Annotated in this window: 18 protein-coding genes; 15 read left to right on the forward strand and 3 right to left on the reverse strand. The window is 61.8% G+C overall.

What is annotated here, in order from left to right; all coding sequences use genetic code 11:
• Positions 1–59 precede the first annotated feature (59 nt).
• The 9 genes from FSO04_RS02785 to FSO04_RS02825 all read left to right on the forward strand — a co-directional run bounded on the left by FSO04_RS02785 (position 60) and on the right by FSO04_RS02825 (position 9,413).
• On the forward strand, positions 60–2,231 hold the full coding sequence (locus FSO04_RS02785) for an FUSC family protein (protein WP_154558242.1): 2,172 nt from the start codon (positions 60–62) through the stop codon (positions 2,229–2,231).
• Positions 2,228–3,727, forward strand: coding sequence for an efflux transporter outer membrane subunit (locus FSO04_RS02790; protein WP_154558243.1), 1,500 nt, complete (start codon positions 2,228–2,230; stop codon positions 3,725–3,727). The genes FSO04_RS02785 and FSO04_RS02790 overlap by 4 nt, the downstream gene beginning before the upstream one ends.
• Positions 3,711–3,911 (forward strand): DUF1656 domain-containing protein, encoded by a 201-nt coding sequence (locus FSO04_RS02795; protein ID WP_154558244.1) that lies wholly within the window; start codon positions 3,711–3,713, stop codon positions 3,909–3,911. The genes FSO04_RS02790 and FSO04_RS02795 overlap by 17 nt, the downstream gene beginning before the upstream one ends.
• A gap of 64 nt (positions 3,912–3,975) precedes the next feature.
• Positions 3,976–4,935, forward strand: a complete 960-nt coding sequence (locus tag FSO04_RS02800; RefSeq protein ID WP_154558245.1) for an HlyD family secretion protein — start codon at positions 3,976–3,978, stop codon at positions 4,933–4,935.
• A 197-nt stretch (positions 4,936–5,132) separates the two neighbouring features.
• Positions 5,133–5,570, forward strand: coding sequence for a PRC-barrel domain-containing protein (locus FSO04_RS02805; protein WP_154558298.1), 438 nt, complete (start codon positions 5,133–5,135; stop codon positions 5,568–5,570).
• A gap of 344 nt (positions 5,571–5,914) precedes the next feature.
• Positions 5,915–6,988, forward strand: coding sequence for a sensor histidine kinase (locus FSO04_RS02810; protein WP_414693377.1), 1,074 nt, complete (start codon positions 5,915–5,917; stop codon positions 6,986–6,988).
• Complete coding sequence (locus FSO04_RS02815) at positions 6,978–7,661, forward strand: response regulator transcription factor (RefSeq protein ID WP_154558247.1); 684 nt, start codon at positions 6,978–6,980, stop codon at positions 7,659–7,661. The genes FSO04_RS02810 and FSO04_RS02815 overlap by 11 nt, the downstream gene beginning before the upstream one ends.
• 340 nt (positions 7,662–8,001) lie before the next feature.
• Positions 8,002–8,949 carry a helix-turn-helix domain-containing protein gene (locus tag FSO04_RS02820; RefSeq protein WP_154558248.1) on the forward strand — a complete coding sequence of 316 codons (948 nt, stop codon included), beginning with the start codon at positions 8,002–8,004 and terminating at the stop codon, positions 8,947–8,949.
• Positions 8,950–8,999: 50 nt separating this feature from the next.
• Positions 9,000–9,413, forward strand: a complete 414-nt coding sequence (locus tag FSO04_RS02825) for a DUF3331 domain-containing protein (protein ID WP_154558249.1) — start codon at positions 9,000–9,002, stop codon at positions 9,411–9,413.
• Positions 9,414–9,500: 87 nt separating this feature from the next.
• Here FSO04_RS02825 and FSO04_RS02830 read toward each other — a convergent pair whose 3' ends face one another.
• From FSO04_RS02830 to FSO04_RS02840, 3 genes are all read right to left on the reverse strand, one after another.
• Positions 9,501–10,970, reverse strand: coding sequence for an ATP-binding protein (locus FSO04_RS02830; protein ID WP_154558250.1), 1,470 nt, complete (start codon positions 10,968–10,970; stop codon positions 9,501–9,503).
• A gap of 224 nt (positions 10,971–11,194) precedes the next feature.
• On the reverse strand, positions 11,195–12,196 hold the full coding sequence (locus FSO04_RS02835; RefSeq protein WP_154558251.1) for a cytochrome d ubiquinol oxidase subunit II: 1,002 nt from the start codon (positions 12,194–12,196) through the stop codon (positions 11,195–11,197).
• Positions 12,197–12,221: 25 nt separating this feature from the next.
• Positions 12,222–13,619, reverse strand: a complete 1,398-nt coding sequence (locus FSO04_RS02840) for a cytochrome ubiquinol oxidase subunit I (protein WP_154558252.1) — start codon at positions 13,617–13,619, stop codon at positions 12,222–12,224.
• 318 nt (positions 13,620–13,937) lie between these two features.
• Here FSO04_RS02840 and FSO04_RS02845 point away from each other — a divergent pair, with 318 nt between their 5' ends.
• From FSO04_RS02845 to FSO04_RS02870, 6 genes are all read left to right on the forward strand, one after another.
• Positions 13,938–14,408 carry a hypothetical protein gene (locus tag FSO04_RS02845; protein WP_154558253.1) on the forward strand — a complete coding sequence of 157 codons (471 nt, stop codon included), beginning with the start codon at positions 13,938–13,940 and terminating at the stop codon, positions 14,406–14,408.
• A 264-nt stretch (positions 14,409–14,672) separates the two neighbouring features.
• Positions 14,673–16,178, forward strand: coding sequence for an ATP-binding protein (locus tag FSO04_RS02850; RefSeq protein ID WP_154558254.1), 1,506 nt, complete (start codon positions 14,673–14,675; stop codon positions 16,176–16,178).
• Positions 16,179–16,270: 92 nt separating this feature from the next.
• A complete protein-coding gene (locus FSO04_RS02855; protein WP_154558255.1) occupies positions 16,271–16,897 on the forward strand; it encodes a response regulator transcription factor in 627 nt (208 codons plus the stop codon).
• Between the two features lie 76 nt (positions 16,898–16,973).
• The gene (locus FSO04_RS02860) at positions 16,974–17,348 is read left to right on the forward strand and encodes a response regulator transcription factor (RefSeq protein WP_154558256.1); all 375 of its coding nucleotides are present in this window, start codon (positions 16,974–16,976) and stop codon (positions 17,346–17,348) included.
• 59 nt (positions 17,349–17,407) lie between these two features.
• Positions 17,408–18,088, forward strand: coding sequence for a response regulator transcription factor (locus tag FSO04_RS02865; RefSeq protein WP_154558257.1), 681 nt, complete (start codon positions 17,408–17,410; stop codon positions 18,086–18,088).
• Between the two features lie 25 nt (positions 18,089–18,113).
• On the forward strand, positions 18,114–23,123 hold the full coding sequence (locus tag FSO04_RS02870; RefSeq protein ID WP_154558258.1) for an AAA family ATPase: 5,010 nt from the start codon (positions 18,114–18,116) through the stop codon (positions 23,121–23,123).
• Position 23,124: the final 1 nt, after the last annotated feature.

Genomic DNA, 23,124 nt, shown 5'->3' on the forward strand with positions numbered 1-23,124 from the left:
ACCGTCGAACTGGCAGGGCCCCACTTGCGCTGGCCGCACGCAGAACTCACGAATAGCTTATGACTTTGCTGACGGACAGCCCAGCCTCGCCGCGATGGCTGGACGAGTTGAAGACGTACTGGAAGGACGACGGCCCGCGGTTCGTGCATATCGTGAAGGTGGCTGCCGCGGTGAGCCTCGCGATGGGACTGTGCATGCGGCTGGAACTCCGCACGCCGGCCACGGCCATGGTGTCGGTCGTGATCGTCATGATGCACCAGCAAAGCGGCATGGTGATCGCGCGCGGTTTCTATCGCGGCCTCGGCATGGTGTGCGGCAGTATGGCCGGCCTGTTGATCATCGCGTTGTTTCCGCAGCAGCCGCTGCTGTTCTTTATCGCGCTGGCTGCGTGGATCGGTGCGTGTGTATTCGGCGCATCGTACTACCGCAATTTTCAATCCTACGGCTTCGTCCTCACGGGCTACGGTACGGCCATCACGGCGATGCCGGCCTGGTCCAATCCCTATGCCGTTTTCGATAACGTCGTGTTTACCGTGAGCGAAGTGGTGATCGGCGTGGTGTGTGCAAGTCTTGTCAGTGCGGTGGTGTTTCCGCAGCCTGTCACGCCGGCGCTCTACGCGTCGAGTCGCAGAAACTTCACGAACCTGTTGAAAGCAGTGCATGAGATGCTTGGACGCGCGACGACTGTTGTCGGTTTCGACACGCTTCTCGACCTGATTCGCGAGCGCGCCGGGATAGAAAGCTTGCGTAGCGGGGCGGTATTCGAGGACCCGTCGATACGCCTCTTCAACCATGTCTTTCTCGATCTCGACAGGAGTTTCCTCGACACGGTCGCGTGGATTCATGCCTTGCATCAATTGAAGGCGCGCGTCGCCGTGGAGGCCGATCCGCGTGCGATCGCGGCTGTCGATGAACTGATCGACGCGCTGCTCGCGATCGTTCCGGCCGAGGCGCAACTCGAACTGATCACGGTCGACCAGGTCGAGACACTGTTGAGCCGTCTCGATGCTTTCGAGCAGGCACTGCCCGCGCAACTGGGCCGGCTGATCCACTCACTCGCGGATCTGTCGCCGCATCAACGACAGTTCGTTGCGACCACCGGCTCTGCGCTGTTCTTTTCGATTGCCGATCTGCGCCTGTACTGCAGAAACTATGTCGATGCACGCGCGGTCGATCGGCTGCCGTGGTCGCAGTCGGTGATCCATGCCATCGGCCGCATCGGTAGAACTCGCGCTACGGCCAACCGTACGGCCGCGCTCATCGCCGGCACGCGTGCGGCCGTGGCGGTGATGCTGGTCGGCTCGGCATGGCTCGCGTCGGGATGGGTGGGCGGATCGAGCGCGATCGTCGCGGTGTCGATTACGAGCGCGCTGTTTGCGCTCGTGCCCAATCCTGCTGTTGCGAGCTGGCAGATATTCTGTGGTTGCCTCGCCGGTTGGCTCGCGGGTTTCGCGTTTAACTTTTTTCTGCTGCCGCGCGTCGATGGTTTCACCTTGCTGGCCGCATCGATTGCGATTTTCGTGATGATCGGCAGCTATGTGAATACGTTTGCCAAAACGTCGATCCTCGGCCTTGGTTTCAACATCTATTTCTGCTTCATCGTCGGCATATCGAATCCGACCGTCTACAACCCGAGCGCTTACCTCGACACTGGCTTTGCCTTGCTGGTCGGCATCGCGGCGGCGGCCGCCGCGTTTTCGATCATCGTGCCGCGCGCGGGCGACTGGATCTCGGCTCAATACCTGAAACAGATTCGCGCCTTGGTGTCGGATAGTGCGCGGGACGACGAGCTCGACGATCTGCTCTACACGTTCGAATTGAGTCTGCGTGATTTCATTATCCAGATCGCGTCGGCACCGGCCGATGCGCGAGTGGACCGCAATCACCTGATTGGCTGGGCGTTCGCGGCGCTGGAGATCGGCCGCGCGATGATCCAGATGCGGCTGGACACCGAACAACTCGGAGAGAGACTGCCGGCGGGATGGCTCGACGCGCAGACCGCCTGGCTGGCGGCGCTCGCCGACGTGTTCGCCGCTGTCACGCCGCAGGCCCCCGACACCGCGCTGGTCGCGACGCGAAGGGCGCTGGATACGCTGCCGTTCGCGCAGAATAGCGCGGTCGATGCGACGATGCTCACGCAATGCCGGATGCGGGCGCTGCTGCATTTCACCGAGCTCGCGCTGCTGGACAATACCTTGTCCCTATGGCAAACAGCGGGGCAGCGGGCATGAAAGTGCGTTGCCTTGGCGTGTCCACAACGAGTCGATCGGCGGCCGCCGCTCTCGCATGTGCGTGGCTGTTGGGCGGATGTATCAACAGCGGCGGTATCCACACGCAGGCGTCGATGATCGACCCGGCAACGCTCGACCCGGGCGCTGCATTGCGCGCCACCCAGCAAGATGCGAAATGGCCGGCCGATGGCTGGTGGCGCCAGTGGAACGACCCGCAACTGGACACGCTTGTTCAGGACGCCACCGCCGGCAACCCCGGCCTGCGCGCCGTGGAAACGCGCATCGACGAGGCGAGATTCCAGGCGCAGATCGCCGGCGCCAACGCGTTGCCGCAACTCAATGCGGGTGGCACGTTCGAGCGCAGACGTTACGCCCGTTACACGACGCCGGCGCCACCCGGCGGCACGACGGTGTGGAGCAACAACATCGCGGCCGACCTGTCCTATAACCTGGATCTGTGGGGCAAGTCGCGCGCGATCCGCGAAGGCGCACTCGACAACGTGCACGCGGTCGCCGGGGACGCGCGCTTTGCGGAAATCGAATTGCAGACCGCAGTGGTGCGCAGTTACGTGCAACTGGAACTGCAATACGCCTTGCTCGATGTCTACCATGCCGTCCAGAACGAACAGCAGCGCACGCTGGACATCGCAACGCGCCGCTGGCGCGCAGGTGTCGACAGCCGACTCGAAGTCAGTCAGGCGTCGACCCAGTTCGCGATGAGCACAACGAGGGTGCAGCAGGCGGAGCAGCAACTCGCGTTGACGCGGATGAGCATCGCCGGTCTGGCCGGAAAGGGGCCGGGCTACGGTGACTCGCTGCGCCGTCCGAGCCTGGCGCTGAACGTGCCGGTGGCGTTGCCGGGCTCGCTGCCGGCCGAACTGGTCGGGCACCGCCCGGATGTGGTGGCCGAGCGCTGGCGCGTGCTCGCAGCGGATAAGGGTATCGATGCCGCGCACGCGGATTTTTATCCGGACATCAACCTGCTGGCAACCGCGTCGCTGGGCTCCGCGGCGACGTTCGGCGGCTTCTTCAACTTCGTGAACAGCGACGGCATGGGTCACGGCGTAGGCGCGGCGATCTCGCTGCCGATCTTCGACGGTGGCCGCCGGCGCGGCAATTACGGTGTGGCCGTCTCGTCTCGCGACGCCGCCGTCGATGCGTACAACCAGAGTGTGGTGAATGCGATGCAGGCGGTTGCGATGCAAGTCGTGTCGCTGCGTTCGCTCGAGCAGCAGCAGGCGTCGGTTGAAAACACGCTCGATTCGGCGCGCGCCTCCTTCCGGCTCGCCGATACGGGCTACCGCAGCGGCATCACCGAATTCCTGAATGTGCTGGCGGCGCAGAACGAACAATTGCAGCAGGAGGAGAGCCTCGCGCAGATCCAGGCCAAACGCCTCGATTCGTGGGCGCTCCTGATGAAGGAGCTGGGCGGCGGATTCGCGTCGGCGTCCCCTGACCACGTGTCGCCTGGAGCGGACGATGCCGGGCGAAATTGATCTGTTTTCCTTGCTCGTACCTGGTCTGCTACCGGTTCTCGCGGGGTGTGTGCTGCTGTTTATCGTCCTCGATCTGGTGCTGGCCAGACTCGGTTTCTATGCCTATACGTGGCATCCCGGCCTGTTCCGGGTCGCGCTGTTCGCCGCGCTGTTCAGCGGCGCTTCGCTGCTGCTGTTGCAATGAATATTGAACGTTGAACACCACAGGTCTCCATGAATTCACTGACAGCTCACGCCCGGTAACGAAGATGAAAACGCAATCCATCCTGCGTGCAAGTTTCACGCTGACCCTTCTCGTGGTGGCGATCGTGCTGGTTCGCATGCTGTGGCTGGACTATATGTTTTCGCCGTGGACCCGCGACGGCCGGGTCCGCGCCAAGGTCGTGCAGGTTGCAACCGATGTATCGGGGCTGGTCAGCGAGGTGCGCGTGAGGGACAACCAATTGGTACGCCAAGGCGACATTCTGTTCGTGCTCGATCCGGCCCGCTTTCACTATGCCGTCGCGCAAGCCGACGCGGATCTGCAGCGGGCCCAGGCACAGATGGCCCAGGCCAAGGCGCAGATGACCGCCAGCGAAACCAGCTTCGCGATGAAGCGCGCGCAGGCGGCGCGCCGGGCCAATCTCGCGGGCGATGTGATCTCGGACGAGAGCCGGCAAGATTCGGCGTCGCTCGCGAGGCAGTCCGCTTCGTCCTATTCCGCCGACGTCGCTGCCTATGGCGCGGCGGAAGCCCTGTACAAAGCAGCCGTGGTCGAGCGGCAGACCGCGTTGCTCAACCTGACGCGCAGCGAAGTGCACGCGCCGTCGGATGGCTATATCACCAACCTGAACCTGTATCCCGGCGATTTCGCTACCGCCGGCGTCGCGCGTATGGCGCTGATCGACTCTCATTCGTTCTGGGTCTACGGCTATTTCGAAGAGACGAAGTTGCCGCACGTGCATGTCGGCGATCAGGCGGTCGTGCGGCTGATGTCAGGCGGCAAGGACATCCAGGGGCATGTCGACAGCCTGGCGAGCGGTATCGCCGATCGGGATAACCCAACCAGCAACGGGGATCTGCTGGCGGACGTCAACCCGATCTTCACGTGGGTGCGGCTCGCGCAACGTGTGCCGGTGCGGATTCATCTTGATCAGATTCCCGCCGGGGTCAAGCTAGCGATGGGCATGACCTGCACGGTGACGCTGAGGCCGCAGCGCAGCCATTGATCATTGCTCTGACGGCGGCGCACAAGGCACCACAATTTGAGCGCATGAATACCGAAACCGTGCGAATTCGAAAACACCGCGAGCGCAACCGGTTCAAAGTAGTGGTCAGCGCGACATGGGCACGCCACACCACAGGCACCCCCATCCTGGTGCAATTTATCGTTTTGAAACCAACGCAATTCCTGGAGAAAATTATCATGAAGGTAAAGTGGGCACTTGTATTTCTGGCCGCGTCGGCGTTTGGTGCGGTGTGCCAGTCGGCAAGCGCACAGGTCGCGGGCACGCAGACCATCGGCGTCAGCGTGGAAGAGTCGCAGCTCATCGTCGAAGGCTGGAGTACCAAGAAGAGCCTGTTGGGCAAGAGCATCTATAACGACAATGGCGAGAAAGTCGGAGTACTCCACGACATCATCATCGCGCCTGATAACGCGGCCTCGTTCGCGATCGTGGCGGCTCATCAGTTTCTCGGCGTGTCGCAGCACGACGTAGCGATTCCGATGTCGCAACTGGACTATGTGAACGGCAAGCTCGTGTGGGCGGGCGCCACGCGCGACGCGGTCAAGTCGATTCCGGCCTTTCAGTATGCGAAGGTCCGCACCATCCCGGTGGCACGCCAGGAATACGGTCAGCACTGACGGACGCGCTTGCGCGGCGGCCGGGGGCGGTAGCCGCGCAGCCGTGATTTTGGAACGATTAAGGAAAAATAAGTACCGCTCTTGACGTGCGCCCCCGCATGATCACATTCAGCTTAAAAGCTATCGGTCACCGGTAGGTCTGAGTGTCATGCGCCCTGACAGCCATCCTGGCCGTCATCCAGATGGACAGGCTTCCGGTATTCGTCAATGAACGCCGTTTCGAACGCCTATGTCCACGCCTGTCTGTTCCGTTCCGGCCAATTGCCGGCCGGCGGCCTGTTGATCCGCCCGCCATGAAAAATTGCCGACGCGCTTCCCCCGCGGTGCGTCCCGACGTCCGTGTCGTGTCGACGCTCGCAGCCGTGATCGCGCTCGCCGTGTTCGGGATCGCCGCGCTGACTTCCCTTGATATCGCGGCAGCCGTGTTCTATGGGGTGGTAGTGCTGCTGGTCGCCTCGGCCGGCAACCGCCCGGCCACGATCGCGGCCGCGTGGGGCTGTGTGGTGCTGATGTTGCTCGGCTTCATGATCTCGCACAATGGCGCTTATTCTGGCGGCGCGATTGCGCGGTGCGCGGTGAGCCTGCTGGCGATCGCCATCACATCGATACTGGCATTGAGAAATATGGCCGCGACGGCGATGTTGCATGAACAGGTAGAAATGCTCAATCTCGCTCAGGAAGCGCTCGCGCGCTCCACTGCGGAACTCGCTCACGTCACGCGCATCACCATGCTCGGCGAGATGGCTGCTTCGGTTGCGCACGAGGTTACGCAGCCGATCGCGGCTATCGTGACGTGCGGCAGTGCCGCGTTGCGCTGGCTGAACCGTCCTGCACCGGAGATCGACGAAGCGGCGCAATCTGTCACGCAGATGATCCGCGATGCGAAGCGCGCGGACGAGGTCATTCAACGGATCCGTTCAATGGCCAAAAAGCGCGACCGTCTTCCGGTTACGGTCGATCTGAATGGGATCGTCGGCGAATCGATCGAACTGATGCGGCTCGAACTCGAGCGCCACCGCGTCGAGCTGAAAAGCGACCTCGCGGCGCCCCCGCCCACGGCGTGCTGCGATCGTGTGCAACTGCAGCAGGTGCTCATCAACCTGATCATGAACAGCGTCCAGGCCATGGCCGATGTGACCGGGCCGCGCAAGCTCCGGATCGCCACGCGCCGGTTCGACCACGAGCATGTGCAGGTGATCGTGCAGGATTCGGGCACGGGGATCAGTGAGGAAAACAGCCACCATTTGTTCAATGCGTTTTTTACGACCAAAGCCGAGGGCATGGGCATGGGGTTGTCGATCTGCCGTTCGATCGTCGAGGCACACGGCGGCCGTATCTGGGCCGAATCGCCGGCAGCAGGCGGCGCGGTGCTGCAGTTCATCCTGCCCGTTGATGAAGGGAGATGTCATGAGCAGTGATGTGCGTAGCAGTGCCGGCAGCGACGCGGGCCACACCATGGTCTATGTCGTGGATGACGACGAGTCGATGCGCGAGGCCGTCAGCATGTTGCTGCGTTCGGTCGGACTCGGCGTCGAAACCTTCGGCTCCGCGCAGGAATTCCTCGCCTACGACATGCCGGACGTGCCGAGTTGTCTGATCCTCGATGTTCGCCTCAAAGGTCAAAGCGGGCTCGCGGTGCAGGAACAGATCGCGGCCAGTCAACTCAGCTTGCCGATCGTCTTCATGACCGCCCACGGCGATATCGCGATGACAGTCAAAGCCATGAAGGCCGGCGCGCAGGATTTTCTGGCCAAGCCGTTTCGTGACCAGGACATGCTGGATGCTGTCGCGAATGCGCTGGCGAGCGACGAGACGCGACGCGCGGCCAGCCGGTCCGTCGCGGATCTGCGGAGTTGTTATGAATCGTTGACCACGCGCGAGCGCGAAGTCATGGCCTTTGTCGCGGCCGGGCTGATGAACAAGCAGATCGCGGGCGAATTGAATCTGAGCGAAATCACCGTCAAGATTCATCGCGGTCAGGCGATGCGCAAGATGGGCGCACGTTCGCTCGCCGACTTCGTGCTAAAGGCGGAGGCGCTCGGCATCAAGGCGCCGCAAGGCATGACGGCGGCGCGCAACTCGCGTACCTGAGCACATCGTGCGGGACCGTCCGTTGTTGGCGCGTGGTTCACGCGCTCATCACCGGCATCGATCTCATACCTGTGTATAGGCCGCTCACCGTTTCTGGCAAGAATACCGCCTCTATCCCGTCTTAATCCCCATGTTCTGGCGCTCGCGGCGGCCAGACGGGGGCCGTGCCGTCCGCATCCTTTGAGACATGACTAAACCTGGATATGAGTCGACCCTACCATTGGTCATTGCGGGCAACCGTATGTAGGGCTAGTTGGAGTATTTGCGGTGCGATACCTTGGAGCCATCACAGGGCCCGATCAATTGGGCACTGTCTCACCACCAATCGGATGACCAGACCATGATCAGCTCGTTGACTTCGCCCGCTGCGCACGTCGTGCAGAGGAGTCGGGGTAGCCCGATCGCCGTGGAGGATCAATGGCGCACTCCCGGCGACACCGATGCCAGCGCGCGGCAGCGAAGGAATATTCTCGTCTCGCGCTGGACCCGGAACGATGCCCAGCCACTGGAGGTTGTCAATCCGGGCAGCGCCGCTCTCCATTGTGTCGCCATGAATCTGAAGTGCACGTCGCTGACGTTCGTTCACGCCGGCAGGACGCTCGTGCGTGGATGGGTGACTGCGGGCGCGGTGCAGATCACCGCACCGGAGGTGCCATGCAGCGCCGTGTTCGAGTCGCCGGGTGACGTCCTGCATCTATTCGTCTCCCAAGAGGTGCTTGGCGAATGCTTCGAAGACATGTTCGGCCACCCGCATGCGGGCGATATTCGTATCGACGATCCGAAGCTCGTGCGCGATCCGGCGCTCGAACGTCTCGGTCAGGCGCTTGCCGTGTCGCAGTCTGACGACGCCGCGCTCGGTCAGGTTTTCACGGACAGCGTCAGTCTCGCAATCGTATCGCGCGTGATCGCACGTCACTTCACGGTTGCCGAACGGCAGACCCGCGAAGCGAGTGCATTGCCGCCGTGGCGGCTCAGCCGCGCGATTGAATATGTCGACGCGCATTTGTCCGAGTCGATCGGTCTCGCGGACATTGCCAGCAGCGCGGGGTTGACCCGCATGCATTTCGCTTCGCAGTTCCGTCGCGCGACCGGCATGCGTCCGCACGAATACCTGTTGCGACGCCGGATCGAACACGCACAACATCTTCTAGCCCAGTCGAGACACAACGTGCTCGACGTTGCGTTGAGCTGCGGCTTCCGATCGCAGGCTCACTTTACGACGGTGTTCAAACGCCTGGTAGGGGAGACCCCATTTTGCTGGAGGAGGAAAACGAATGGCGATCGCTAAACAGAGCCGCCTCGATGATCAACCGGATTATCCGAAACTGGAGTGCAATCATGCTGGCGAATGCGAATTTCACCGATCCCTGGATGCAAACCCTTGGTTTGCTGTCTGTCCTGTCCGGCGGAGCCGACGCCGGCGTCAACGAATTGGCCGCGGCGGTCTCCCGGAACGGCCGCAAGAATTGCGAGCTGCCGGTCATGGGGAAACGCTTTGAAGTCCAGGTGCATGTGATCGACCGGCCGTCGAAGTCGACCGCAACGGTCATATGGCGCGACCCGACCCGCTGTTCCTATGGCGATCAGGTCTGGCACGCAAGCCGCGCGCGCGTGACCGGCGTTTGCGCCATGAGCGGACGCGGGATCCAGCCGGGCGATGCGATCTACAAGCCCCGGCCCTGCCGTCCCGTGCCGCTCAACTCCGGTGCGATGATTCTGCGCACCGTGCTCGACAACGCCGTCGCACTCTGAGCGCGACGCTTTAGTCGATCTGGCGGTCGAACGTTGCTTCCTTGGTGATTGACGACTCGCTGGTCATCCTTGCAGCCGCGCGTATCCCTATGCGATGACCAGCGAATCCGCCGCAGCGTCAGCAGCCGCGTGATGACGGTTGGCGCCCGCCGCGAAGTTCATCGACACAAATTGCGCATAGCGCGACGCAACCAGCCGCATGTCGGCTTTATCCCGCAGCTTGTCGGCGGCATAGGCGCGCGTGGACTCGAACAGCCGATACTTCGCTTCCGATTCGTCGAGAATGACGTTCACAAGCGATTTCGCCACCAGTTCGCCGATTCCATCGATCACATCCTCTTCGGGCAGTTCCGTATCGCACACGACGGCGCGCATCGAGTCGAAGGTGAACGGACTATTGAATAGGGACAGGCGCTGGAACAGGCACTGAGCGGTTTCGCTCAGTAGCGCAAAGCTTGCATCAAATGTTGCGCGCAACGTTCGGTGGCGTGGCATGGCGGTGCGATAGCCGCCGGTCAGAATCGCCAAACGGTCATCCAGGCGCCGACGCACACCTTCGACGCCCAGCGCCTCCGCACGGCCCGCGGCCAGCTCGATCGCAAGCGGGATGCCGTCCAGTCTGCGGCAAATCTCGCCGATCAGCTGAACTTCGCCCTTATCGGTGCAGACGTTTGCCTGCAGCGAATTCGCACGCTGAATGAACAGGTCGACGGCGGGACTTCGCAGAATGTCTGCATCGTTGGAATCGGCTTTCGGCACGTCCAGCGGGTCGACTTTGAAGAGCATCTCCGAGCGGATGCGCAATGGTTCCCGACTCGTGACCAGCACCCGCAGCGCATCGTTTTGCGAGAGCAACGGCTCGACGATTTCCGCAACGCTGCTGACGATATGCTCCGCGCTGTCGAGCAACAGCAGTCGTGGTGTTTCAGACAGCGCCGCTGCGAGAGACGGGACGGTAACGCTGCTGCTTTCCACCGGTAGCCCACAGCTTTCCATGATCGCGCGCAGCACGGCTTCTTTTGTGTTCAGCGGAGCCAACTCGACGAACGAGACGATTTCGTCGAACTGGGAAGCCAGCTGGTGGGCCACTTCAATCGCGAGACTGGTCTTGCCGACACCACCCGTGCCGGTCAGCGTCACGACCGGCGCTCGATCCAATGCTTCGCGCAATTGGCTGGCCGCGGCATCCCGTCCTACAAGCGCCGCGCGACGGGCCGGCAAGGACGGTTTCACCGTTGCCGGCGACCGGGGCTGGTCCGGCGCCGACTGAATCTGAGGCCGTGCAAGTTGGTATCCGCGACCGGGCACCGTGACGATGAGATCCCGATTCGCGCCGAGTACTTTGCGAAGCGCGGACATATGCACATCGATATTGCCTTCTTCGACGATGATGCCTGGCCATACTGCATTCATCAACTCGTCTCGCGTCACCAGACGCCCACCTGCGGAGACGATCACCGCAAGAATGTCGAAGGCGCGAGAACCGAGACGAACGAGCTGGCCATCCAGTTGCAAGCGACGCATTCCCAGATCAATGTCGAAACGTCCCAGTTTCATGATTGAGTGCCCCAATGTAGGAAGGTTAATGGTGTCCTGATCCGTCAGCACCTATTCTCATGGACGTGCCCCTTGGCGCGTCAGTTAACCTTTGCTAAGAACCGTTAGCAGCCCCGCCAGGCAGGCATTTGCGGCTGCGGCAGCGCGTTTGGCTACCCGCCGCCAGCATTGCCATGCGGTCGTCCAGCCGGCCGTACATCGGGCCTGGGCTGGACTTCAGACTCTTAATGCGACGGCCGCTCAGCCACGTGTGAACCAGCCGTTACCTTGCCGCGGAAGATGTAGTACTGATAGAGGTTGTAGCCGATCATCACCGGGAAGATGAGTCCGATCCCGATCAGCATGAACACGAGAGTCGAAGAGTCGGATGCTGCTTCGACGATGCCGAGCTTGCCCGGAATGAAGTCGGGAAAGAAGCTGACCGCGAGGCCAATGAACGACACACCGAACAGGGCGACCGACGCGCGGAATGGCGCGCGCGATCTTCCCATGGAGAGCGCGCCCACGACGTAGGCGAATGCGAACGCCGCGGCCGCGCCGAGCCCGATCAGCAGATGAAACACGCCGCGCTGGGTCCAGCGGTCATGGCCGACCGCGCTGATGAACCAGGTCGCGGCGGTCAGCAGCGCGGCCGCCGCGACCGTGACGAAGGCGCTCAGCAGCGCGAGACGGCGCGCCCATTGTTCGAGCTCCCCCACGGTCTTGTTGACGAGGTAGGTCGAGCCGAGCAATGAATAACCGGCCACCACGCCGACCGCCGAAACGGTGACGAACACGCCGCTCCGTTCGCCCGGCAGGAATCCCGTGATGACCTTGCCGAGCACCACGCCCTGAGCGATCGCGGCGATGAGACTGCCGATGCCGAAGACCTTGTCCCACAGTGGACCGTGCGTCGCGCTATGACGGAATTCGATCGCGGAGCCGCGCATGATCAGACCTGCGATGAGCGCCATGACCGGCAGATACAGATCCTGCAAAAGCCGCGCATACGCCTCGGGGAATGCCCCGAAAAGCGCACCGCCGAGCACGACGAGCCACGTTTCGTTGGCGTCCCAGACGTGGCCGATCGTCTGCACCATCACGTCGTGATCTTCGCGGCGCTTGCGTAGCAGGCTGAGTATGCCGATGCCGAGGTCGAAGCCGTCGGTGACCACGTAGAACGCCAGCATCAGGCCGATCAGGCCGAACCAGGTGAATGCGAGTGTCGTGTGAATCGCGTTGTCCATGAGATGTCCTCGTAACGGGAATGGGTTAGTACCCGGTAACGGTCGCCGCGGCTTCGGCTTTGACTGGCGCGGGCGGGATCAACGTGAGATCGGGACCGGTGCGCAGCCAGTTGCGCGCGAGCACGAAGAAGGTGAGCAGCAGCACCACATAGAAGGCGAAGAACATCACCATGCTCAGGGTCACCGACGTCGGCGCCACACTCGACACAGCGTCTTTCGTGCGTAACAGCCCGTACACGACCCAAGGTTGGCGGCCTACCTCGCGCACGATCCAGCCGGCCTCGACCGCCGCATAGGGCAGGGGAATGCACAGGACCCATGCGAGCAGTAGCTTGCGTTGAGCGAGCAGGCGCTCGAGGTCGCCGCGCGTCTTGCGCAGCACGTACGCAGTCCAGAACGCCAGCGCCATGAAAGCGAAGCCGATGCCGGCCATCACACGAAACGCGTAATACAGCAGCGGAATCATCGGCGGCTGCTCGGCCGGCGGGAAATCGGTGAGGCCTTTGACCTGGCCGTGCAGCGTATGGGTGCCGAGAATGCTCAGCATTCCCGGCACTTCAATCGACCAGTCGTTGCGCTGCGCCTTCTGGTTCGGCCATGCGAGCAACGACCATGACGCACCGGTGCCGGGCTTGTTCGTGATCCAGTTGCCTTCAATCGCCGCGCCCTTTGCCGGCTGCGTTTTGAATACGCTGCCGCCGCTCGAATCGCCGAGCCAGATCTGGATCGGCGCGGCGAATACGAGCACCAGCAGCGCGATCTTGAATGAGCGTGCGAAGAAATCCGGATTACGGCGTTTGAACAGATTCCACGCGGAAATGCCGGCGATCACGAACATGCCGGTTTCGATCGCCGCGACCCACATGTGCGTGACCCCCCAGACCATATCCGGATTGAAGATCGCGGCAGCGTAGTCGGTCACGACGATCTTGCCGTTCTGGACCGTAATGCCCGCCGGCGTTTGCATCCACGAATTGGCGACCATGATCCAGAAGGCGGAGATGCTGGAGCCCAGCGCGACCATCGAGGTGGCGAAGAGATGCACGCCGCGCGGCACGCGTCCCCAGCCGCGCAGCATCACGCCGATGAAACCTGCTTCGAGCATGAAAGCCATCGCGCCTTCGAAGCCGAGGATGTTGCCGAAGAACTGTCCGCTGTAACGGGAAAAGCCGGCCCAGTTGGTGCCGAACTGGAACTCCATCGGGATGCCGCTGACCACGCCCACCGCAAAGTTCAGCACCAGCAGCTTGCTCCAGAAGCGCGCTTGCCGATAGTAATGGATGTTATCGGTGCGCAGCCACAATACTTCGATCAGTACGAGGAAGGCCGAAAGACTGATGGTCAGGATCGGCCACATGATGTGAAAAAGGGCTGTCATAGCGAACTGGGCGCGCGACAGATCGAGTACGCCAGTGAGATGCATGATGAACTCCCGCGGTGCGAAGCGTGACTTGACGTTCGTTGAGGAACATGAAGTGCAGATCATGGCTCGCTGTCGAGCGCGGCGCTTGTACAAACGCCCGCTCGTTTCATATTCGCACGCAGATCGGTATGCGCGCCACGCGCGCCGAATGCGGCGCCTTGTGTGCCGTGCATTTTCGAAACCGCACAGGCGATCTGGAAAGATCGGCGGATCAGGTGGCCGAATAATGTTCTCAACACGCAGAGGCGGCTTGAACGTTGGCGGCAGCGTCCCCGCGGTCTTCGCGTCAGAGTCCGAGAAGAAACCTGGAGAACCATCATGCGCTACCTGGACAATACACAACACGACATGAATCGAAGCGATCCGGCGTTCCTGCGGGATGCCGATCTGGCCGATATGAAGGCGTGGCCCGCGTCCGATCTGCCGGCGCCTGATGCGCCGGTACTCGGGCGATGGACACGGCGGGTGGTCATCGCGACGGCCGTCTGGTCGCTCTGCGAGCTTCCATTTGAGGTCTGGTTCAGTCGCACCACACAGGAGGCAGTCTGCTGCGTCGCGGCAAAGGCGCTATGGCTGGCGCTCGTGTCCTTCGTTCTGGCCGGAAGCCGTTCAGCGCGCATCGCCTATGCGTTTATTTGCACGATTGGATTGATGGCCGTTGCATTCGGCCTGCCTGCCGAATACCGGGTGTTTCCGCTGGGATTCCTGCTGTCTTCGGTGGAGTGCGTATTAAAGGCAACGGCATTCGTTTGCCTTGTGTCCGCGGGCATCTATCCCGAGGAGGCGTGATCCTGCGAACGCATGAGGAAGTCATACCAAGGTGTGATGTCAGGACTCGGCCGAATGTGGTTAATGCGCCGCGGACTGCTGCTGGCGGGGTTGGGCCGTGGCTCGCCGCAACCGTGGGCACTGTATCCCTATGGGTAATAGATTCGGATGATTTTCCCAATTAGTATGGTTCTAACGACGCAAGCCTCACTCCGGCAACGTAAGTGCCAAGGGTGCGGACTTCGAACGTGCCCGTCCCGCTAATCAACCAGGCGTGAGTGCAGCATGATAAAGATCGGTCGAGTAACAGTGTCGCTGGACATGCGCGAGGTGTACCTGGATGATCGGCTGGTCCAGGTCGGGTCAAGGGCATTCGATATCCTCGAGCTGCTGATCCAGGCGAGGGGCAAGACTGTCACGAAAGACGAGATTCTTCGGCGCGTGTGGCCGAATTCGGTGGTGGAAGAAAATAATATCCATGTCCAACTGTCGGCGCTCAGGAGGATCCTGGGAGCGGACAAACAGGCGATTCGCACGATCTCGGGGCGGGGTTACCGGCTCGCCATGCCAACCGAAGGCAATGAGCCGGCTGCTCTCGCCGGAGCCGTTCAGGGCGGACAGGCAGGCGCGACGCGCGTGAGCGGTCTGCCGATTTGCCATGCGCCATTGATTGGGCGCGAAGGCGCAATGGCTGAAATCACGCGGGCCTTGAATGGGACGCCGATTGTCACCTTGCTTGGACCAGGGGGCATCGGCAAGACGCAACTCGGCATCGCGGTGGCGAGGTCGATCGCGGCTCTGTCGGACAGGGAAGTGTGCTTCATCACGCTGGCCGCGGTGGAGAACGCCCAGCGCGTTGTCAGCATGATCGCCGAAGCGCTGGGCGTCGGCCGTGCCGATGGCGACGTTCCGCTACAGTCGCTCGTCGCCGCGGTCCAGGGGCGCAAATTGCTGGTTGTGCTGGACAACTGCGAGCATGTGATCGAATCGGCGGCAACCGTGTGCGAACTGCTTGTCCAGGCAAGCGCGGACCTGCGCATTCTGACGACGAGCCGCGAGCCGTTGCGAACTCGGGACGAGAAATTCTATTGGGTCGCGCCGCTTGACACGCCGGGCGCCGAGGCAGGCCCGGAGGCAATTTCAGACTGCAGTTCGGTACGGATGTTTCTGGCGCAGATGCGCGCACTCAATGCCGGCGTTGACACCGACCCTGGCAGCCTCGACATGGTCGCGACGATCTGCCGCCGGCTCGACGGCTTGCCGCTTGCGCTCGAACTGGCAGCGGCCCGTGCGGCAGTGTTCGGCATCCGCAAGACGGTTTCCGAGCTCGACGACCGGTTCCAGTTTCTGACGGGCGGCCGTCGTACTGCGCCGCCACGGCAGCAGACGCTGGAGGCTACGCTCGACTGGAGCTATCAGCTTCTCAGCGCGACGGAGCGGACCGTGCTGCACCGGCTCGGTATTTTGCCGGCAAGGTTTTCCCTTGATGCGGCCTGTGCCGTTGCTGCCTGTCAGCGCCTGTCGCCCGCCGAAGTGACGGAGGCGATTGTCGGCCTTGCTTCCAAGTGCGTCGTCATGACAACCTTCGACAGCAGGGCCAAAGAATATTTCCTGCTCGAATCGACGCGCGAATATGCCCTGCGAAAACTGTACGAATCGGACGAGGCGGATGACGTGCTGACGAGAAACGCGGCCTATCTGGCGCGGTCTTACCAGCAGCCTTACGAGCGCGGTTTCAGGCCGGCGACGCTTGGCAGCAGCCTTGCGGCGAAATCCGCCGCAGCGCGGTGAAGTGGGCGGCAATGAGACTTGGAGAGGGCCTTTCGGAGCCTGGCCTCATGTACCATGACGGCACTCAAATCCCAATTTCTCTGGAATCTGAAATGCCGGGTCCTTCGCAGCACGAGTCGATGGTGTATGTGATCGACGACGAAGAAATGGTGCGCGACGCGCTATGGCGCCTGCTGCGCTCAGCGGGTTTCAACGCGCAGGGTTTTGCGTCGCCCGCCGAGATACTGTCAAAAGATTTGCCCAGTGTGCCCATGTGCATCCTGCTGGATATGAACCTGCAATCCACGACCGGCTTCGACGTCCAGAGCCAGCTCGCGCAGAAGGGCGTGCAGGTGCCGATTATTTTTCTGACCGGGTACGGGTCCATTCCGATGTCGGTGCGTGCGATCAAGGCGGGCGCGCATGAATTCCTCACCAAACCGATCGACGACGAAGAACTGCTCGACGCGGTCAGGCGGGCGCTTGCACAGGACGAGGCCAACCTCGCGGAGCGCGCATTCAACGCGGAGGTGCTGCAGCGTGCCGCGTCGCTGACGCCGCGTGAAAGGGATGTCTTCGAACTCGCGGTGGAAGGCAGGATGATCAAGCAGATCGCGCATGAGCTGGGCACGCAGGAAGTGACGGTGAAGGTGCACAAACGGCGCGTGATGACCAAGATGCGGGCAAAGACCCTCATTGAGCTGGCGAAAATGTGGGAATTGATACGTCGGACGCGGTGAGCATCCTGATGCAGTAAATATCGCGCCGGATATTTGTCTCTGTTACTACGTCGGCGCAATTGGAGTATTGGCAGCTATGAGCTTTGTTTGCATCGTCGACGATGACGCCTCGGTACGAAGTGGCGTCGGGAACCTGCTTAAGGCAGTGGGTTATACGAGTATGACGTTTTCATCGGGAGAGGAATTCCTCGCCTCCCCGATGGTCGACGATGCGCTGTGTGTTTTACTCGACCTTAGAATGCAAGGCATGCAGGGTCTCGAAGTGCAACGGCAACTGAACGCGGAACAACGGCGTATCCCTGTCGTGTTCATGTCCGCGCATGGCGACGACGAGTCGGTGCAGCGGGCGATGGAACACGGCGCGGTCAGTTTCCTGCGCAAACCCTTTGCGGAAGAGGTATTGCTCGATTCGATCGAGCTTGCTATCGGGCGCAAGAGCGGGGCGCACTGAACCCGGGTGAGCCTGGACGCCGGGGCGATTAGGGAGGGTTTTGGAGTTCTCGAATTAAAATGAAAATCTTGCTCGTCGAAGATAACGAACAGGTCGCCGGATTTCTGAAAAAAGGCCTGATGGAGGCGGGGCATGTGGCCGATTGCGCGGACAACGGCCGTGACGGCATGCTCTTCGCTGAAAGCGAGACCTATGACGCAATTATCATGGATCGCATGCTTCCCGGCGGTATCGACGGTCTGGGAATCATCGCACGCTTGCGCGCAGCGGGAAATCGCGTCCCCATTCTGATCGTGAGCGCGCTAGACGAGGTTGACGAGCGGATTCGCGGGTTGAAGGCGGGCGGCGACGACTACGTCGTCAAGCCGTTTGCGTTCGGCGAGGTGCTAGCGAGGCTCGAAGCGCTGGTGCGCCGCTCGGACGAGAGCTACGCGGAAACCGCGTTGAAGGTGGGCGATCTCTCGATCGATCTGCTCGCACGCAAAGCGGCGCGCGCCGGCAAGCCGATCGCGCTGAAGCCGCGCGAATTCAAGTTGCTCGAATACCTGATGCGGCACGCGGACCAGGTCGTCACGCGTACCATGCTGCTCGAAAATATCTGGGACTATCACTTTGATCCGCAAACGAACGTGATCGATGTGCATGTGAGCAAGTTGCGTCACAAGATCGATGCGGGGTTCGAGCGGTCCTTGCTGAGGACGGTTCGCAATGCAGGCTATGTGTTGACGGCGAACGATTAGTCCGACAGTGGCGGGCGGGAGCGGCATGATTGAGTTGTCAGATTTCAGATTCGAGACGCTCTGTGACGATGGCGAGTTCGTACTATCCCGGATCAACAGGCACGACGGCGCCCAGACATGGCTGACTGTCAGCTTGGCGGCCCTGCAGCCCGCGGCCAACAGTCAGGCACGTCTTGAACAGGCTTATGAGTTGCGCAGCCAGCTCGACGGCCGCTTCCTCACCCGGCCGCATGCGCTGATCGAGTACCGTGGGAGTGCCGCGCTGGTACTCGAAGACCCCGGGGGTGTCTCGCTTTCTGCGATGCCGATGGGTTCGCTAGCGCTCGGCCGCTTCCTCGCGATGGCCGGAAATCTCGCTGCGGCGCTCGGCGCGCTGCACGGACGTGGTCTTGTTCACAAGGACATCAGGCCGGCAAACGTTCTCGTCAACGCGGAAACGGGGAGCGTGGCGCTGACCGGCTTCGGCATCGCCTCACGCGCTTTTGGCGAGGCGCCGGCGAGCGCGCTGTCTGACGTCACAGCGGGAGCGCTCCCCTACCTCGCGCCTGAGCAGACCGGTCGCATGAATCGTCCGGTCGATTCGCGCGCCGACCTCTATTCGCTGGGTATCACGTTCTACGAAATGCTGACCGGCGAGTTTCCCTATCACGCGAACTCGCCCAGTGAATGGATTCACTGCCACATCGCCAGACCGCCGATTCCATTGAACGAACGCGCGAGCGATGTGCCGTCCCCGCTCGCCGCAATTGTCACGCGCCTGCTCGCGAAAACCGCCGAGGACCGGTATCAAACCGCAAAAGGCCTTGAAAGCGATCTGCGCCGCTGTCTCGATGCGTGGGAGCAAACGGGACGTATCGACCCATTTCCGCTCGGCGCACAGGATGCCCCTGAGCGCTTGCTCATTCCGGAGCGGTTGTATGGACGCGAAGCGCAGACATCCGCATTGAATGCTGCGTTCGACCGTGTGGTGCAGCAAGGCAAGGCCGAACTTGTGCTGGTATCGGGATATTCCGGTATCGGCAAATCGTCGCTAGTGCATGAACTGAAAAAAAAGCTCGGGCTCTCTCATGGGCACTTCGCCGCCGGCAAATTCGAGCAGTACAAGCGCGACATTCCCTATACGACGCTCGGGCAGGCGTTTCAAAGCCTGACGCGGCAAATACTCGACAGGGGGCAGGCAGAGTTCGCGTATTGGCGCGAGCGGCTAAGCGAAGCAGTCGGTTCGAACGGACAATTGATCGTCAACCTGATTCCGGAAGTGGAAAAAATCATCGGTCCGCAGCCGGCCGTGCCGGAACTTCCGGCGCAGGATGCACAGATTCGATTTCACGGGGTATTCGGACGTTTTATCGGCGCCTTGACGCACGTCGATCATCCGCTCGTGCTCTTTCTGGACGATCTCCAATGGCTCGACGCCGGCACGATCTGCCTGCTCGAGAGTCTTCTTGCCACGCCGAAGCTGCAGAGTCTCCTGCTCGTCGGCGCCTATCGCGACAACGAAGTGGGTCCCGCGCACCCGCTCAGCCGTGCACTGGCTGCGATCCGCAAGTTGGGCGTGCCGGTTCACGATATCGTGCTGACGCCCCTGCAAGTAGGCGATGTGGCGCGCCTGATCGGCGAAACACTGCACGCCGGGACGGCTGAAGTGCTTGGCCTCGCGCAATTCATGTTGGAGAAGACGGGCGGCAACCCCTTTTTCACGGTGCAGTTTCTCAAGACGCTTGCCGACGAGCATCACCTGGTGTTCGATCCGGTGCGGCGCAGATGGGGATGGGACGTCGCGCGCCTTCGCGAGGCGCGCTTCTCGGATAGCGTCGTCGACCTGATGGTCGGCAAGATCGGACGTGTGCCGGATATCACGCAGACCGCGCTCAAACAATTTGCGTGTTTCGGCAACAGTGCGACGACCGCGATGCTCACGCGTGTCGGGGGTACGTCCGACACAGCCGTGCATCGCGCACTCGCCGAGGCGGTGGAAGCCGGCCTCGTGTTTCGGCGTGAGCACGGCTACGCATTTCTTCACGACCGCGTGCGGGAAGCGGCCTACGCGCTGATTCCCGCCGGTGAGCGCGCGGCCGCCCATCTGGGCATCGGTCGCATGTTCGCGACTAGCGCGACGGCGGCGGATCTCGAACAGAATATCTTCGAGATCGTCAACCAGTACAACCGCGCGGCCGAACTCATCCACGACCCGGCGGAGCGCGAACGGGTCGTGGAATTCAATCTGATTGCCGGGCGGCGTGCGAAGACATCGTCTGCCTACGCGTCGGCGGCGGCTTACCTGTCGGCGGGCAGCGCGATGCTCGGCGCTGAGGCTTGGGTTACCCGCTATTCACTCAAGTTCGCACTGGAAAGTAGCCTTGCGGAGTGCGAGTTTCTGACCGGCGACACGGACTCGGCCAAAGAGCGGCTATCGAACCTGTCGAGGCGTGCTGTTACGCTGGCTGACCGCGCTGCCGTGACGTGGCTGCGAGTGACCCTGTTCACCGCGCTCGATCAAAGCGACCGGGCAGTGGAAATCTGCCTGGATTATCTGCGCGATGTCGGGATTGACTGGGACCCGCACCCCACCCGCGAGCAGGCGCGCAGCGAATACGACCGGCTTCTGCTGCAAATCGGCGAGTCGCCGATCGAATCGCTGATCGATCTGCCGCTGCTCACCGATACCGACCGGCGCGCGACCCTGGACGTGCTCACAGCGGTCTTGCCGCCGGCGTTCTTCAGCGATGAAAACCTGGTCTGTCTCGTGTTGTCCCGTATGGCGAATCTGAGTCTCGAGCATGGCAACTGCGACGCGTCGTCGATCGGCTATGCCTACCTCGGCATGGTGGCCGGCCCGGTGTTCGGTGATTACGAGGCAGGGTTCCGCTTCGGCCAGCTTGGCTTGGGTCTCGTCGACGAACGCGGTCTGCAACGCTTCAAGCCCCGCGTGTATATGTGCTTTGCTTATCACGTGATGCCGTGGACCAGGCATATTCGCGCGGGACTTCCGCTCTTGCGGCGTGCGTTCGATGCCGCGAGTGAGAGCGGGGACCTCACGTACACCGGCTTCAGCAGTTGCTGCCTGGTGACCAGCCTACTGGCTGCGGGCGATCCGCTCCCCGACGTCGAACGCGAAGCCCAGCAGCGCCTGGGTGTGGTGCAAGCCGCGAAATTTGGGCTGATTGTCGATATCATCGGCGCGCAGTTGCAACTCATTCGAACCTTGCGCGGCCTGACCGCCACGTTTGGGTCCTTCAATGACGAAGCGTTCGACGAAGCGGCATTCGAGCAGCATCTCGAAGCCGATCCGTGCCTGGCGATTGCAACATGCTGGTACTGGATTCGCAAACTGCAAGGGCGCTATTTCGCCGGGGATATAGCGCAGGCGCTGGCGGCCGCGACGAAGGCGGCCCCCTTGTTGTGGACTTCATCCGGGCACTTCGAGCTTGCCGAGTACCATTTCTACGCCGCACTCGCACGAGCGCGCCGGCACGACGATGCGACGCCCGAGGAGCAGGCGGAGCAATTCCGCGAACTCGTCGAGCATCACGCCAGACTCGCGACCTGGGCCGAACACTGTCCGAGTAATTTCGCCAGCCGCGCAGCATTGGTCGCCGGCGAGATTGCGCGCATCAAGGGGAACGAATTCGAGGCGATGCGTGAATACGAAAGCGCAATCCGTCTCGCGCGTGAGCACGAGTCCTCCCTGATCGAAGCGCTTGCGCACGAAATTGCCGGAACGTTCTTTATGGCGCGCGGATTCGCGACTATCGCGTTCGTCTATCTCGGCAATGCGCGGCTTGCCTACCTTCGGTGGGGGGCGCTGGCCAAGGTTCAGTCGCTTGACCGGCGTTATCCGAATCTGGTCCGTGAACTGGCGAACGACGCACCAACGCGGAGCTTTGTCGCGCAACAACTTGATGTCGAGACGGTCGTCAAGGCGTCCCAGGCCATTTCGGGTGAGATTGCGTTCGAAAAGCTGATTCATACGCTGATGACCATCGTGCTGGAGCATGCCGGCGCGGGACGGGCGCTGCTTGTTTTGCCGCGTGCGGAGACATTGTGGATCGAAGCGGAAGCGCTGGCGGGTCGCGAAGGCGTGGAGGTGCATCTTCAAAGCGAAGTCGTGACACCGCGCCACTTGCCCGCATCGATTCTGCATCACAGCATTCGCACCCAGGAACGTGTACTGCTCGACGACGCATCGCTGCCCAATCCGTTTTCGGCGGACGAATACCTGCGCTCAAGCCGTTCTCGCGCCGTTCTGTGTCTTCCGCTCATGAAGCAGGCGAAACTGATCGGTGTGCTGTATCTGGAAAACGACCTCGCACCGGGCGTGTTCACACCGCCACGCATCGCCGTGCTCGACCTTCTGGCGTCGCAGGCCGCGATTTCTCTTGAAAACGCGTCGCTGGAAGAGAAAGAAGCGCTGCTCGAAGAGAAGGAGGCGCTGCTGCAGGAAGTCCACCATCGGGTGAAGAACAATCTGCAACTGATCAGCAGTCTGCTCAATCTGCAGGCGTCGCGCGTAACCGACAGGTCGGTCGCCGAACTCTTCGCGGATAGCCGCAACCGCGTGCGGTCGATGGCGCTGGTGCACGAGAACCTGTATCGCGCGGGCAACTTCGCGCGCATTGTGATGGCGACGCACGTGAAGAACCTGTGCGGTCATCTTGCGCGCGCCTACGATATGCGTCAGATGGCAGTGGAATTGCAGATCGAGGTTGACGATGTGCAACTGGACATGAACCGGGCGGTATCCTGCGGCCTGATTATCAACGAACTGGTTTCCAACGCCTTGAAGCACGCGTTTCCGGATGGGCGTAGCGGCTGCGTGCGCGTGGAGCTCGGACTGGTCGGCGAAGGGCGGTGCAGACTGGCTGTTGCCGATGACGGCGTTGGCATCGCGCCGGAATTTTCGCTCGACGAAGCCGACTCGCTTGGGTTGCAGCTGGTCCACGATCTCACGCATCAACTGCACGGAACGCTGGAACTAAGCCGCATGGGTGGCACGACATGCAGCATTCTTTTCAACGCAAACGGACGTGGATAAG

The sequence above is a fragment of the Paraburkholderia madseniana genome (assembly GCF_009690905.1).
Taxonomy (GTDB): domain Bacteria; phylum Pseudomonadota; class Gammaproteobacteria; order Burkholderiales; family Burkholderiaceae; genus Paraburkholderia; species Paraburkholderia madseniana.